Source organism: Priestia sp. 10L35 (assembly GCF_056395685.1).
The window spans coordinates 1-12,524 of record NZ_JBFTKA010000026.1; the positions used below are offsets into that span (position 1 = coordinate 1).

Genomic DNA, 12,524 nt, shown 5'->3' on the forward strand with positions numbered 1-12,524 from the left:
ACAAAAGATCAGAAGTTGATGGTTAATGCCGTAAATGAGGTTGTTTTATCTAGAGTAAGATTTAAAGCTTTAGAAGAAATACTAGAAGAAAAAGGATTAATCAAAGGTGATGAATTATTTGATAAGATTGAAAAAGTAGCTAAAAGAGACTTTGATACGTTAAAGAAAGAATTACTTTAGGGTAAAGAAGAAATAAATACGTAAAAGCACCCCTATTTTATCAAGGTGCTTATTTATTTTTCTATAAAGAGCCTTTTCGTATATTATTTCCGAGAACAGTCGTTATGCTTAAGTAAATGATAAAGTATTTTGTGAAAATCATTAGTTACACTATCCACTAAAAATATATACAAATATGTAATATTAATACAGAACCTTTTCTACCCTTACTATTCTAGACGAATAGTAACAAAGACTGCTAATTAACTAATATTCTTTATATAACATACATTTGAGAAAGTTATTTTTCAAAGTTATAGATAAGGGGAATCAACCCTCTCAACATGTAGACCTGTTAAAACTACTTTTTCTAAAGCATTAAAACATTTTTGAGAGGTTCCTATGTACATATAATAATCATAGCCAAAATGGACAAAGAACTGGTTTCCTAACTCTAATTTACACCACACTGCATTTCGTAATGTTAACTTTACTAGCGTTTTTACTTCTTGAATACTTATCCATTGTCCTATCCATAATTTTGATATGAATTCAGTTGCATTTTGAGCTTCCATATCTTCAGACCATTGTTCTAACCCTTTTATATAAAGTTTGTTGATATTCATTTCATTCATGAATGTTATAACAGCATTAATATACTTTTTTTCCACTTTCAAATATTCATCCATATCTACATTTATTCCTACATCAGAAAAACATGTCCATTCATCATTGAGAAAGTAACCATTATTATCTCTTTTTAAGGGGTTATGTTTCGTTACTCTCCAAGAATACAACTAGCACTCATCTCCTCAGTATAGGTTTTATATATATCTAGTCAACATACCAGAAACTCTTGGGTTTAAAAAGAACTCTATTTGTTAAAGAGAATTCGGTATACAATTTGTACTTCCTGCAATCTTATTTAACTTATCTTTAAACCAATATAGGAAATAGGCATCAAAAATATTCACAATAATATAAAACATTAAATGAAAGTAACTTATGGAAAAGGTAGTGGAAGCTATGGCTAAAATCACAGGAAAAGAAAAAGTAGAGTTTTACTTAGATGGAAATTTATTGATGGAAGGTCCAGCCTCTGAATTTTTTAAAGAAGGAAGCATGCACGGAGAAAATATTCCATTAGGTTTAGGAGATAAGTTTGATATGATGAATTTCCCGACAATGGGTGACACAATAAAACTTCGAGTTGTGAAAATGAAACAAGATCTTCTAGATTCAGGAGAAATTCACAAGCTTAGATACTTTCTTTCAAATTATGACGATCAGAAATAATGGCATATCAAAAGCACCCACTAAAACAGCAACGTGTAATTGAAGTATATAGATAAATAAATCTAAAAAATTCCGCATAAGTATACTTTTCATCTAAGTATACTTATGCGGAATTTATCATAGCAAACAATATATGAATTTTCGTATGTAAATCATACAAAAAGAGGTTTTTTTCACTTTCTATCTAATGTTATAAGGTAACAAGTGTGTAGAAGCTAGGTTAACACCTCTACATACTAAGTTAAAATAATAGGATGAGGTGTTTGAATATGAATAAAATGGAACTAGTTAGTGCTGTTGCAACAAAAGCAGAATTAACACAGAAAGATGCTGAAAACGCTGTAAATGCGCTACTGGAAACAATTTATGACACACTTGCCAAGAAAGAAAAAATCCAACTGATTGGATTTGGGACATTTGAAGTGCGGGACCGTGCAGCACGAACAGGTCGTAATCCTCAAACAGGTGAAGAAGTAGATATTCCTGCTTCGAAAGTGGCTGCTTTTAAAGCAGGAAAGGAATTAAAACAAGCTGTTAAATAACTATAGTTTTTGATGAATAAAACCACTATAAATTTGAAATTGGTTATAAAGATGGAAACATCAACTCTAATTTTATTATGGTGTATGTTCTCAAAAAACTACCTCCTGAGGTAGTTTTTTTGCATTTAAAAATGCATACTATATGCTTTTTTAGTTTATATAACAGCAATTATCGGCAATAACAAGCTAAACAGCCCTTTTTACTTAACGCAAATCTATCGTTTTTTTCTAGGGCCTAAAATTAATTTGATTCCTGTTCTTTCTTCATTATCGATTAAAATATTTGTAAACCCAGGAACACAAACCAAATCAACACCACTGGGAGCTACGAATCCCCTTGCAATCGCAACAGCTTTAATCGCTTGATTTAAAGCGCTGGCTCCCATTACTTGAATTTCCACATTACCTCTTTCTCTAAATACGGCTGTAATTGCACCTGCAACTGAATTTGGATTTGATAGTGATGATACTCTTAATATAGTATCCATATAAAGTGCTCCTCCTGTTATTTAAACGATTTATTTAATCATTGGAACGAATATAATTGACGTATCTTTAAATCATATTTATATCCTGATTAAACTGAACTATTAAACCGATTCCTAAATGGGTGCTTCAATTAAAGGATTTAAGACATACAGCTCTTAACTTTTGTTTATTTCCCCACCATTCCCATGATAAATGGAGTAAGATCACTCAACTTTGTTTTATCGCTAAGAACCTTCAAAAAAACAGTAGAGACATGTTCAGGTATAGGTGTTCGACTATCTACAGTTGCTGTCAAAAAATAATATAAAAAATCAAAATGATTTCCTCTTCTCATGGCATCACTCAAATAATGAGCATATAGATTATTATTTAATAGCTTCCTCTTTACGACTGTTCCAAAATCATACAATTCATTAACAGTTATATTCACAAGGTATTCCTCCTTCTAAAGTTCAGACGGTTAAAAACCGGATACCACATAGTTACTATAAACTGAACGAAAAAACTTTTTAACTGCGTGTAGAAAAACACTCTACTATCTATAATGAAAATACTATGTAATATTGCAGGTGGAAGCTGTTACATAAGTGTATTATATTAGAAAACGGGAACTTGTATGGATACGCGTAGAAGGAGTGGGGAAGAGAAAAATTATCTCTGTAGCAAAAGAATGTTAATCCTATGGGCAATTTAATTAGCTTGATTTGATGATTTTTGCACTAATACCATATTAAGATCACTAAAAAGAAATCATTGATAAACTAATAATTAGACTTTCTCCTTACCAGCTTCAAAGAGAATTAGGAGGTTTTATTTATATATATTCTTTTTCAAACTAAATTCCCCTGCTCTATTTCTTCTAGTAAATCTTTAATCTATTTACATAAATTAATCCTCGAATTTAACATTCCGTTTTCTTTTGACATCAAATTAGCTTCTTATAAAAACTAACATTAAATATATTATGTTGTTTTTTTCCCTCATATGAAATACTTTCTACAAAACTTCCCTTTAACTTACAAAAAATTCTAAAGTGTTACTAAGTAATTTTACTTGTTTCAAATAAAATTAAAGATAAATCTCCACAAAATCTTTCATTGATTTTAAGTAGAGACCGGTTTGTGTGATATAAAATATCGGAAATATCATGCTAAGGAACCCTTTTATTAAGGGTTTTTTGCAGCCTATAAATTGTGGCTTCCTGAATAGTCATAAAATCACGAATTTGTGGAGCATTATATTGAAAAGCAATATGATATATTATATACATACCTATAACACGACATATTATAACTAATTTAGATAATCACAAATAAATGCACTACTAATCCATAAAATATGAATACCATTAAAGGCGTTAGTAGAGGTTACTAACGTCCTTTTGACTGTCTTCTTCATTTTAGATTTCTGCACGAACTGGAGGGAGATAACATTGAGTAAAAATCAAAAGCTATGGACAATGGAGGAAGATTTATTCCTTGAAGAACAATATGGGCAGATGACGTTCCAAAGAATTGGTGAACATTTAAAGCGTAGTAAAGAATCAGTTAATAAACGAATTATACGATTAAATCTTCGTAGTGAAGAAAATTGCTTACGTAAAAAATGGACAACAGAGCAAGATACTTTCCTAAGAGAAAACATTAGCATCATGAATAACCGTGAAATAGGAAATCAGTTAGGTAAGAGCCCTGCTTCTGTTGCTACTCGTATTAAAATATTAAAACTAGCCCGAAGAGAAACACTGCGTAGATGGACAAAGCAAGAGGATGAATACCTACTAAAGGATTATGGATCCAAATCTCTTGAAAACATATCTAGACGACTGCAGCGAAGTATACCAGCGTTAGAGTCTAGATTAAATCGCTTAGGCGTATATGGAGTAAGAGCTTATACAGGAAATATTACGGTATATGAACTAGCCAAATGCCTCCAAGTTGATGTTCATACCATTTATAACTGGATTCAGAATAATAGGTTGCCCTATAAAATGACGAGGGCAAGAACACGGAATTTCATAGGAATCGATGTATTAGCCTTTTGGAAATGGGCTGAACAGAATAAAGAATTTCTTAACTTTTCTAAGATACCTAGAAATACTCTTATTCCTGAGCCCGATTGGGTAAATAAACAAAGAAAATATGATTATTTTAATCGTCCTAAACATGAAAATAAAAAGTGGACAGAAGAAGAAGATGCTCGTCTATGGTATATGTTCTACGAGGAAGGTCGTACTCAACAAGAAATTGGTCAACTTATAGGACGATCAAGGCATGGGATTCAACGAAGGCTAAATCGATTGCGGAAAAAGAAATTGACCACTTAAAGGGCTTATCCTTTACGTATTTTAAATTATATATTCATTCAATATTAAAATAATCTTAAAAATAAGAAAGTATTCTTCTACATGACAAAAATCGTCTTTATAGCAAAAATATGTTATTATTTAACTCCAGTTATAGTTTCCCTTAAAAAGCTCCCTCACTCCGAGATGCCATTCGAATGAGGGAGCTTTTTTCTTATTTAACTACTGAAGAAACTTCCACTCTTTCTTTTTCTTTTATAGTGATGATGTCCATAACTCCCATGATCACGATGACTTTTTCTATAATCATCGCTGCTACTGTAACTTTTAAAAGGTTTTGATCTTCCTCTTTTGTAATCACTGCTACTATAACGCTTCTGCTTATTATTCATTAGTGAATCAAACAGTTTCTTGAACATGATTTACTCACTCCTCATAATCATTTTAAATCTATGAAAAACAAAAAACGCTTTTATCTTTCTAGTAGATAAAAGCGTTCGATGTATAGACGGAGACTTCACCTAACTAAAAACGTAGGTACAGCTCTTGCTAACAATTAAAATTGCCAACAAAGCCGGAAACAAAATATTTCGTAATGACGACTATTGTTGTACAGCTACTCCCCTTTGGAATATTAAGTTTGTTCAATGATATCGTAGGCCAATTCTATAAGTCAATTGATAACCAATCAATGACTACCTTTCAAAATCTCGTTCCTGCTGTTTATTTCGGTTATGAATCCCACTTACATTGATAGCAAATAACGGAAAATAGGAGTCTAATACAAAAATTGCATTTCTAAAAAGACATATAGATTCTTAATAGAACCTAGTCTTATAATTTGGATACCTCACTTCAAAAGTTCCTGCTTTTAAACCAGGTAAAGAATTATAAGTATAAATCATTGAAAATATCCAGGCACTAACCATTGGATACTTCCCTATTTTAATAAAGGTATCTTTTACAATCCTAAATAAGATATAATAAAAATATCATTAAAGGTTTAAAATACATAGTGTTAAGAATGAGGTTAGAATGTCAAAAACGTTCGAAGTAAACTATTCTGTACTGAAAAAAAATAAACTAGTTCATGGTTCTGTGATGATACAATCTGTTGAAGATAAAAAGGAAATTGTAAAATCAGCTAAATTAGACGTATCTACAAAGGAAAGAGTATTTATTCAGCGTGTGAAAATCTTAGGTTTTAAACCTAACCTATTGATTTGAATTAAAAAGGAAAAAGTGGTGGAGTAACATTTTATATCTGACCAGCACATCAGCTAAGTCTACATGGAATTAGTTAAGAATCCTAATCATTTGATAGTGCTAAAATAGCTTATAGAAGGAAGGAAATAGTATGACAAACACCATTGAAACAGTAGAACAGTATATGGATCAAGTAGTGCCAGACAATCGTAAGCATGATTTGACCCAACTTCGCAACTTAATTATTAAAATAGTACCTAATGCTATAGAATCCATTAAATATGGAATGCCTTATTATGAACTAAACGGCTCACTATGTGCATTTGCTTCTCAAAAAAATTATATGAGTCTGTACTTTCTAAATACTCCTATTCTGCAAAAGAATATAGATTCTTTAAGAGACCTAAATGTAGGAAAAGGATGTATTCGATTCAGAAATATTGATCAGCTCTCGATAACTGTCATTCAGAAAATCTTAGAAGAATCAGTGGAAGATAACTTAGCTCGTTATAATGATCATTGCTAAATGCAATATTATTGGATTAATATCATGATGAGGAAAAGGGTATAGTGATAGTATTACTCCTAATCATTTACCGATAATTAGTGCTCGTAACTGAATAGCAGGGTTATATTAATTGAATGTAACAAGACAATCATAAGAGATACAATATACAATGCTGAAACGAGAAGAAACAGCAGGCCTGTTAGACAGCCTGCTGCAGAAGACAAAATGATTTTAAGGTATTGGTGTATTAGACTAACTTTAATACCACCAAACCATCCTGAAAGGATGCTAAAAGTTAGCCTGTAAAGCTTCAATTTTTTTCTTGAGTTTTTGACTTTCTTCCTCTAATTCAATGATTCTATCTTGGAGGTCTTTATTATCCCAGTTGTTTTCCAGCTCTTCAGATAATTCTATTCGCTCTTTATGGATTTTAATTCGTTGTTTAGCCATCTCTTCTACTTCTTTATTTAATTGGAATTGTTCGTATGGATTCATATGTATTCTCCTTTATTTTTACTTTCAACATAAACAGGCAACTCCTTTAAAATAGAGTCCAGTGAGTGTTACCCACGAACATATTGACTGCTCCAAACATACTAGCAATAAAGCTGAAATTCCATACAGTTCGCATCCAAACTGCCAAAGAGCCATATGTCTTTCTGAAGGCTACTTCACGCATAAAGATGAGATAAAGTACTGTAAACACATATATGCCAAATGCTACCCATTGAAAAGTTTCTTGAATTTGAGGGGATATTAAGACAACAACTACTAAAGCTACGGTGAAAATCAGGTTCACAGCCATAAAAAATCTTACAAAACGCATCCACTTAAACCCTTTCGCATATAGTTTATCTGCACTTTGATCTTCTTGTTTTATTTCTTCCATCACTCATTTCCCCTAGTATTAGTTTTTTTCTATTATATATAGTATCGGATGTTAGTTTCATTTTTAGATTGCTAACATTAGTACAATTAGAACTCCCTATCGTATTCAACTAAAAGTAGTCAATTACCTCCCGTAAATAAAAAGGAAGTTTCCAAATATAAACTGCTCTTTCGCTGACTAATTAGACTAAAGAATGGCTTCTTTAACATATACTTTGTAGTAAATAATTACATCCTCCATTATGGGCAGCTCGCTTTCTGAATTGATATATCCAGCTAATGGTTTGGTACTTGCCTCAAAATAGGGAAGTTTTTCATCAAGGGAAAATTTAATGCTGTTTTCATCTAGTGATAACATATCAACTATGGCGTCAGTACTGATTTCTTCTAAATACAGTTCCTTTGCTGAAATGATATTTATAGTGCCTACACATTTTAAGTGGTTCTGGTGCGAATACTTAAGGAGATATAAAGAGGCAAAAAGTGTCTTAGTGGAATCTGGTCTTAAGCAGCAATTCCAAATAGTTGATGGATGAACTTCACTTAATTTTGGACAGACTGGTTCCATGAAGTAAGTTGCCCTTTTTTAATGATATGCATAGCTTCTATTCCAGAAATAATAGATGTAGCTGTGTGAAAGGATTTTAATCCTAACATAGGTCTAATTCGTTTTTTAATAAAACGATGATCTTGTTCTACTATGTTATTGAGATATTTCACTTGCCTTATTTGGATGCCTACAGGCATCTTTTTTTCGTTTTTCAACTCTTCAATGGCTATAGGATACGCTGGATTTTTATCGACGGTTATGACACGAGGCTTTGAAACATGAAGAGACCGCAAAGCTTTCTTGAAGAAACACTTTGCAGCCTTGTGATCTCTTGTTTTACTTAGATAAAAATCAATTGTATTTCCTTTAGAATCAACTGCACGATACAGATACATCCATTGACTTTTGACTTTCACATACGTCTCATCTACTCGCCAAGAATCATTGGTTGGCTTAAGGTGACGTCTAACTCGCTTATCTAATTCCGGACCATATTGATGAACCCAACGCATGATCGTTGTATGAGCCATAGCTAGTCCGCGTTCTTCCATCATTTCGACTACATCACGAAAACTGAGGTTGTACCGTAGGTACCATCTCACGGTTAATAAAATAATATCGGGTTGATAATGTTTCCATTTGAATAGATTTTGCTTTTCCATACTGATCACACACCTTTTTTAGAGTAATAGTATCAGTATGTCCGAGTTTAGGAGATTAATGAAAATGGCCTTGAAGTTTTTGCACCAGAACCAGGCTGTATTAATTGGAAAACACGCTGCAGCCAAGGGAGGATTAGAATATGAAGGGCAGGATCAATTAATTACAGAAGTTATAGATGAAGTTCCTTTTCAGTATAGTAAAGAAACAGTAACCGATTTGGAAAATAACATACAAATTAGTAAAAGAGAAATCGAAGATATAGCAAAAGATTGCGGATTAGATGCTGAGAAAATAGTTAACCTTAAGGCTCTTTTACTTAATTTAAAGGTATCTAGTTACATAAATGGACATTATGAAATGTATGTAAAAGATAACACTTTATCTGGTAAAAGATCTTAGAACGCTAGGATAAAACGAATAAAGCTTTAAATATATGTAAAACTAATTAAGACGTCGTGAGACATCAGTATTCAAACATAAGAGATGTGTAACAGAAAAAATACTGTATGAGAGCAGTATTTTTTCTGTTTTTAAGCTTTATACTCCATACAGATCTAGTTACCATAATGGATTTTCTAGGAATCAAAGAGAAGGTTAAGAACTATCAACCTAGTTCTTAACCTTCTCTAATGTTCTGGAATGATTAAAACAGATGGTAATTCTGTATTACTTAAAAATAGAATATGGAACTTTGAAGAAACTAATACCGTTAGCATAAGGTCCGTATTCATATTCACCAAATATAATTACAATGCCACCGTTCGTGTAATAAAACTGGTCTTGAGTTAAGTTCACTGATTTGAAATCTTCAACCCAGAATTGAGCGCCTTTTTTATTACGAGCAATCATTTGTTCACGGATATATTTATTTACTTTATCTAATTGCTTTTGGTTTGTAATGACATCTTTCAAACTAAGTTGTTTAGCCGTTAATAAATTATAATTGTAAGTATCAATCCAAGTCATACCATGTGCACCGCCAGAGTACTGATCATTCGTAACAGAAATACTTAAAATATTATCTTGATTGTAAGGCACAGTGTATTTCATATTTTGATAATAAGGACCTGGTGACCAACCGTTTTCGCGGTCCTTCTTTTCCTGTTCTTTTAATTCTTTATTTGCTTGCTGAGTTTCTTTAGCAATGTTTAAGAATTTTCTATTGAAACTAGCCTCAAATGGTTTATTAAAAAGGCCTGATGCTTCTGGATAGCTAATATTGCTTGCTAATGTTTTTTTTGTAACGGTTATTCCCAAGGCCTGCATCTTGTCACTAGGTGCTCTCTCATACTTGATGCTAGACGATTTTTGGGCATATAAATCTTTGGATACACCGTAAATCCCATCGTATTTTCCAGAATAAGAATAAACACGATATATTTGACCTTTTGCTACTTTTTTAGCTGTTACTAATTTATTATTTTTAATATTGTACAAACTAGTATCCTTTAACATTGTAACGCGCCCTATTTGTCCTTTGACGAGCTCCTGATTTCCCCACATTACTTTGGCTTCTGCCTTTGAATATGGAACAAGAGGTGAGAATAATACAGCAAAAACTAAAATAGTTGCTATAACTTTCTTAAAACCTTTCATAAATGAACCTCCTGAAATGTTTTGTAGGGCTTTGATTCATTCTACAAAACCCAATGGAATATAACACAAATAACAGTAAATAATGATTATTTATATTTAAGTCTAGTTACCATAATCATTTTTTTCGAACAAAAGAGGGTTCTGGTACAAAGTACATTCAATAAATGGGAATAGTACAATTCGTCTTATATTCTATAGACAACCCTCTACTTTTAAAAGTTAACAGAGGAAAGAAGAACATGTTTTCAAGAAACGGCTAATATGCAAAAAATCATCATTCTCTCATTCATTAAATGGATGAGAGAATGGTGATTTTAGAACTCTCTTACTTGTTCGTTGACAACCTCTTGTTATTTTATTTCAATTGCCGAGGCTTTGTTATCCCAATCCGAAGCCATATTAGCAGTTTTACCATACCAATCCGAGTGTCTAAATGAAACACCTTTTCCGTATCCTTGAGATGAAGTATGCTCCCAGAGAGTTGTTGAATAGCTTGAAGAAGGTGATGCCGTGCTTAAGGACGAAATCCTGTCATTCCAGCTAGAAGGCAAGTTTTTAAAACCATCTCTCCAATAAATGTACTGACCTCCTTTATTTTTAGACTCGTAGAAATCCGTACAACAAGCACCACTACCCATCGTAGTGACTTTGTTTTGAAGTCTCTGTTTATCCTTTTCAATAAACGCGTTCAAAGCTTCCCTGCTCGTAAACCCGTATGCCAACCAAGCGCCCTCTTTATTCTGCTTAGGTAGAACCATGGTTACTTTTATATCTTTGTTAGAAATGCTATTCATTTTAGTTTGAGAATCTACATCTTTTCCATCGACAGTTACATAATCGAATGTTTTAATTGTATAGTCTTTTTCTGCATACGCGCCGTTTGCAGGTCCTGTTGTAAATCCCATCACAACAAAAAGAAAACATAGTGCGAAAAGGAAACGTTTTACTTGCAAGTCCTTCACTCCCTTATTAGTTACATTTTGATAATATGGTTGAAAAAGCGAACCGGTGTTAATATCCATGTGTAAAACCTAGATGAAATAACTAATTTTTCGGTTGAATGTTATAGCTAGTTATCCTAAATCCCCTATACCCTAAATATAATAAAAATTTGAAATGTAATAAAATGCTAAAATCACTAAATTTAATTTTAGTTAAAAGTGAGTATTTTTAACATTAAATGTAAATTAATAGCGAAACAAATAGTATTTAGTTAATTTTTATATCGTTTATTATTCCTACTAGAATAGTTCTAGTTAACATAATGGATTTATCGGCCCCCTATTATTCGCTAATTATTTCTTTATATAGAAAGAAAAATTCTCGTTAAAGCCTATGCATATATATATTTCTGTCATTAGAATTATAAAATAGTGAGGATTCTCATGTGAAAAAGGTGAAATAATCCACTTTTTCCTATATGTTTTTATTGTTTATACTAAAAAAGGATTGCACTTGCTGAATGATTAATTCGACAAAGGTAATATAGAAAAAAATAAATTTTGTCTGTTTAAAGATGTATAAGATGTACATCTTTACTTTAAAGTGTTAAATTGTTAGTCTTTTAGTAGACAATTTTTTACTGGTATTCCCTAATCAAAAAGCTCAACCTTATGAGGTTGAACTTTTTGATTCTTATATATTCAGTACTTACAAATTAATTAGGAGATGACATCAATCTAATGTTAAAAAATAAAGTGGAAAATCTAGAAACATTTAAGGTGGAATATTCTGTAACGAAAAATAATACCACAGTTAATAAATCCGTCATTATAAAATCTATTAACGATCCAAATGAAGTTATAAGATTGGCTAGATTAGATATATCTACAAAGGAAAGAATCTTCATTCAAGATGTAAAAGTTTTGAGCTTCAAAACTATATAACAAATTCATTCCACCATGAGTAAATTTTCATACCTTGAGTGTTGTTAGAATAGAGAAAATGTTAATATAAGAAAAAAGGCAACTAAACTTTTTTCTCTAATTTTATAATAGGTGATGAATTTGAAAATAGTGAAATTATTAATAATATTGACTGCTGTTTTACTTTTTATATCTGGTTGCAGTACGCAAGTATCAAAAGAGAAAAATAAGGTAGGAGATATTTCAAGGCATAGCGTATTTAATTTAGATGCTGAAACTATTAAAGACTTAGAAAAAGGAATCATAAAAGGAACACCTTTAAGGCTTGATAATGATACTAAAATGAGTGATGTAGAAAGAATCTGGGGCAAACCAAACGAACATTTTGATAATGAAGACATTCAAACATATAGATATACAATTGAAAATCAAAATTTCATTATCGACGAAGATGAAA

At 31.7% G+C, this 12,524-nt stretch carries 17 protein-coding genes and 1 pseudogene; 8 read left to right on the top strand and 10 right to left on the bottom strand.

Annotation, left to right across the window (positions count from 1 at the left end; genetic code table 11):
* Nucleotides 1-180: pseudogene (locus AC1DEF_RS28485) on the top strand (hypothetical protein); the annotation flags it as partial.
* Nucleotides 181-473: 293 nt separating this feature from the next.
* Here the strand turns inward: AC1DEF_RS28485 and AC1DEF_RS28490 are convergent.
* Nucleotides 474-956: a hypothetical protein gene (locus AC1DEF_RS28490; protein ID WP_097825602.1), complete on the bottom strand. Its 483-nt coding sequence runs from the start codon at nt 954-956 to the stop codon at nt 474-476.
* 229 nt (nt 957-1,185) lie between these two features.
* On the opposite strand from AC1DEF_RS28490, the gene AC1DEF_RS28495 reads away from it, so the two are divergent.
* A complete protein-coding gene (locus AC1DEF_RS28495) occupies nt 1,186-1,455 on the top strand; it encodes a hypothetical protein (protein ID WP_097825603.1) in 270 nt (89 codons plus the stop codon).
* Nucleotides 1,456-1,724: 269 nt separating this feature from the next.
* Nucleotides 1,725-1,997, top strand: a complete 273-nt coding sequence (locus AC1DEF_RS28500; protein ID WP_097825604.1) for an HU family DNA-binding protein — start codon at nt 1,725-1,727, stop codon at nt 1,995-1,997.
* A gap of 215 nt (nt 1,998-2,212) precedes the next feature.
* On the opposite strand, the gene AC1DEF_RS28505 is transcribed toward AC1DEF_RS28500, so the two are convergent.
* Nucleotides 2,213-2,485, bottom strand: a complete 273-nt coding sequence (locus tag AC1DEF_RS28505) for a stage V sporulation protein S (protein WP_097825605.1) — start codon at nt 2,483-2,485, stop codon at nt 2,213-2,215.
* A gap of 167 nt (nt 2,486-2,652) precedes the next feature.
* Nucleotides 2,653-2,916 carry a hypothetical protein gene (locus tag AC1DEF_RS28510; protein ID WP_097825606.1) on the bottom strand — a complete coding sequence of 88 codons (264 nt, stop codon included), beginning with the start codon at nt 2,914-2,916 and terminating at the stop codon, nt 2,653-2,655.
* A 1,002-nt stretch (nt 2,917-3,918) separates the two neighbouring features.
* Here AC1DEF_RS28510 and AC1DEF_RS28515 point away from each other — a divergent pair.
* Nucleotides 3,919-4,812, top strand: a complete 894-nt coding sequence (locus tag AC1DEF_RS28515) for a sigma-70 RNA polymerase sigma factor region 4 domain-containing protein (protein ID WP_097825607.1) — start codon at nt 3,919-3,921, stop codon at nt 4,810-4,812.
* Nucleotides 4,813-5,009: 197 nt separating this feature from the next.
* On the opposite strand, the gene AC1DEF_RS28520 is transcribed toward AC1DEF_RS28515, so the two are convergent.
* The gene (locus AC1DEF_RS28520) at nt 5,010-5,210 is read right to left on the bottom strand and encodes a hypothetical protein (RefSeq protein WP_097825608.1); all 201 of its coding nucleotides are present in this window, start codon (nt 5,208-5,210) and stop codon (nt 5,010-5,012) included.
* Between the two features lie 616 nt (nt 5,211-5,826).
* Here AC1DEF_RS28520 and AC1DEF_RS28525 point away from each other — a divergent pair.
* Together AC1DEF_RS28525 and AC1DEF_RS28530 are read left to right on the top strand one after the other, a co-directional pair.
* Nucleotides 5,827-6,018, top strand: a complete 192-nt coding sequence (locus tag AC1DEF_RS28525; protein WP_097825609.1) for a hypothetical protein — start codon at nt 5,827-5,829, stop codon at nt 6,016-6,018.
* Between the two features lie 130 nt (nt 6,019-6,148).
* The gene (locus tag AC1DEF_RS28530; RefSeq protein ID WP_097825610.1) at nt 6,149-6,523 is read left to right on the top strand and encodes an iron chaperone; all 375 of its coding nucleotides are present in this window, start codon (nt 6,149-6,151) and stop codon (nt 6,521-6,523) included.
* A gap of 270 nt (nt 6,524-6,793) precedes the next feature.
* Here the strand turns inward: AC1DEF_RS28530 and AC1DEF_RS28535 are convergent, their stop codons facing one another.
* The 4 genes from AC1DEF_RS28535 to AC1DEF_RS28550 all read right to left on the bottom strand — a co-directional run bounded on the left by AC1DEF_RS28535 (nt 6,794) and on the right by AC1DEF_RS28550 (nt 8,605).
* Nucleotides 6,794-7,000, bottom strand: coding sequence for a hypothetical protein (locus tag AC1DEF_RS28535; RefSeq protein WP_097825611.1), 207 nt, complete (start codon nt 6,998-7,000; stop codon nt 6,794-6,796).
* A gap of 46 nt (nt 7,001-7,046) precedes the next feature.
* Nucleotides 7,047-7,394, bottom strand: coding sequence for a hypothetical protein (locus AC1DEF_RS28540; protein ID WP_097825612.1), 348 nt, complete (start codon nt 7,392-7,394; stop codon nt 7,047-7,049).
* A gap of 186 nt (nt 7,395-7,580) precedes the next feature.
* Nucleotides 7,581-7,961 carry a hypothetical protein gene (locus AC1DEF_RS28545; protein WP_097825613.1) on the bottom strand — a complete coding sequence of 127 codons (381 nt, stop codon included), beginning with the start codon at nt 7,959-7,961 and terminating at the stop codon, nt 7,581-7,583.
* A complete protein-coding gene (locus AC1DEF_RS28550; protein ID WP_097825614.1) occupies nt 7,937-8,605 on the bottom strand; it encodes an IS6 family transposase in 669 nt (222 codons plus the stop codon). Before AC1DEF_RS28550 ends, AC1DEF_RS28545 begins: the two co-directional genes overlap by 25 nt.
* Nucleotides 8,606-8,669: 64 nt before the next feature.
* On the opposite strand from AC1DEF_RS28550, the gene AC1DEF_RS28555 reads away from it, so the two are divergent.
* The gene (locus AC1DEF_RS28555) at nt 8,670-9,005 is read left to right on the top strand and encodes a hypothetical protein (RefSeq protein ID WP_255255840.1); all 336 of its coding nucleotides are present in this window, start codon (nt 8,670-8,672) and stop codon (nt 9,003-9,005) included.
* 267 nt (nt 9,006-9,272) lie between these two features.
* On the opposite strand, the gene AC1DEF_RS28560 is transcribed toward AC1DEF_RS28555, so the two are convergent.
* Both AC1DEF_RS28560 and AC1DEF_RS28565 read right to left on the bottom strand, forming a co-directional pair.
* Nucleotides 9,273-10,202, bottom strand: coding sequence for a DUF3298 and DUF4163 domain-containing protein (locus AC1DEF_RS28560; RefSeq protein ID WP_097825615.1), 930 nt, complete (start codon nt 10,200-10,202; stop codon nt 9,273-9,275).
* Nucleotides 10,203-10,552: 350 nt separating this feature from the next.
* A complete protein-coding gene (locus AC1DEF_RS28565; protein ID WP_141425908.1) occupies nt 10,553-11,107 on the bottom strand; it encodes a hypothetical protein in 555 nt (184 codons plus the stop codon).
* A gap of 1,101 nt (nt 11,108-12,208) precedes the next feature.
* On the opposite strand from AC1DEF_RS28565, the gene AC1DEF_RS28570 reads away from it, so the two are divergent.
* A partial coding sequence (locus AC1DEF_RS28570) for a hypothetical protein (RefSeq protein WP_477727707.1) occupies nt 12,209-12,524 on the top strand: 316 nt, incomplete at its 3' end.

Excerpts from the sequence above, each read along its gene's own strand:
- AC1DEF_RS28495 (WP_097825603.1), top strand. The coding sequence starts at position 1,186 with ATGGCTAAAATCACAGGAAAAGAAAAAGTAGAGTTTTACTTAGATGGA.
- AC1DEF_RS28540 (WP_097825612.1), bottom strand. The coding sequence starts at position 7,394 with ATGGAAGAAATAAAACAAGAAGATCAAAGTGCAGATAAACTATATGCG.
- AC1DEF_RS28545 (WP_097825613.1), bottom strand. The coding sequence starts at position 7,961 with ATGGAACCAGTCTGTCCAAAATTAAGTGAAGTTCATCCATCAACTATT.
- AC1DEF_RS28555 (WP_255255840.1), top strand. The coding sequence starts at position 8,670 with ATGGCCTTGAAGTTTTTGCACCAGAACCAGGCTGTATTAATTGGAAAA.
- AC1DEF_RS28550 (WP_097825614.1), bottom strand. The coding sequence starts at position 8,605 with ATGGAAAAGCAAAATCTATTCAAATGGAAACATTATCAACCCGATATT.
- AC1DEF_RS28535 (WP_097825611.1), bottom strand. The coding sequence starts at position 7,000 with ATGAATCCATACGAACAATTCCAATTAAATAAAGAAGTAGAAGAGATG.
- AC1DEF_RS28525 (WP_097825609.1), top strand. The coding sequence starts at position 5,827 with ATGTCAAAAACGTTCGAAGTAAACTATTCTGTACTGAAAAAAAATAAA.
- AC1DEF_RS28565 (WP_141425908.1), bottom strand. The coding sequence starts at position 11,107 with ATGGGATTTACAACAGGACCTGCAAACGGCGCGTATGCAGAAAAAGAC.
- AC1DEF_RS28520 (WP_097825608.1), bottom strand. The coding sequence starts at position 5,210 with ATGTTCAAGAAACTGTTTGATTCACTAATGAATAATAAGCAGAAGCGT.
- AC1DEF_RS28505 (WP_097825605.1), bottom strand. The coding sequence starts at position 2,485 with ATGGATACTATATTAAGAGTATCATCACTATCAAATCCAAATTCAGTT.
- AC1DEF_RS28530 (WP_097825610.1), top strand. The coding sequence starts at position 6,149 with ATGACAAACACCATTGAAACAGTAGAACAGTATATGGATCAAGTAGTG.
- AC1DEF_RS28500 (WP_097825604.1), top strand. The coding sequence starts at position 1,725 with ATGAATAAAATGGAACTAGTTAGTGCTGTTGCAACAAAAGCAGAATTA.
- AC1DEF_RS28560 (WP_097825615.1), bottom strand. The coding sequence starts at position 10,202 with ATGAAAGGTTTTAAGAAAGTTATAGCAACTATTTTAGTTTTTGCTGTA.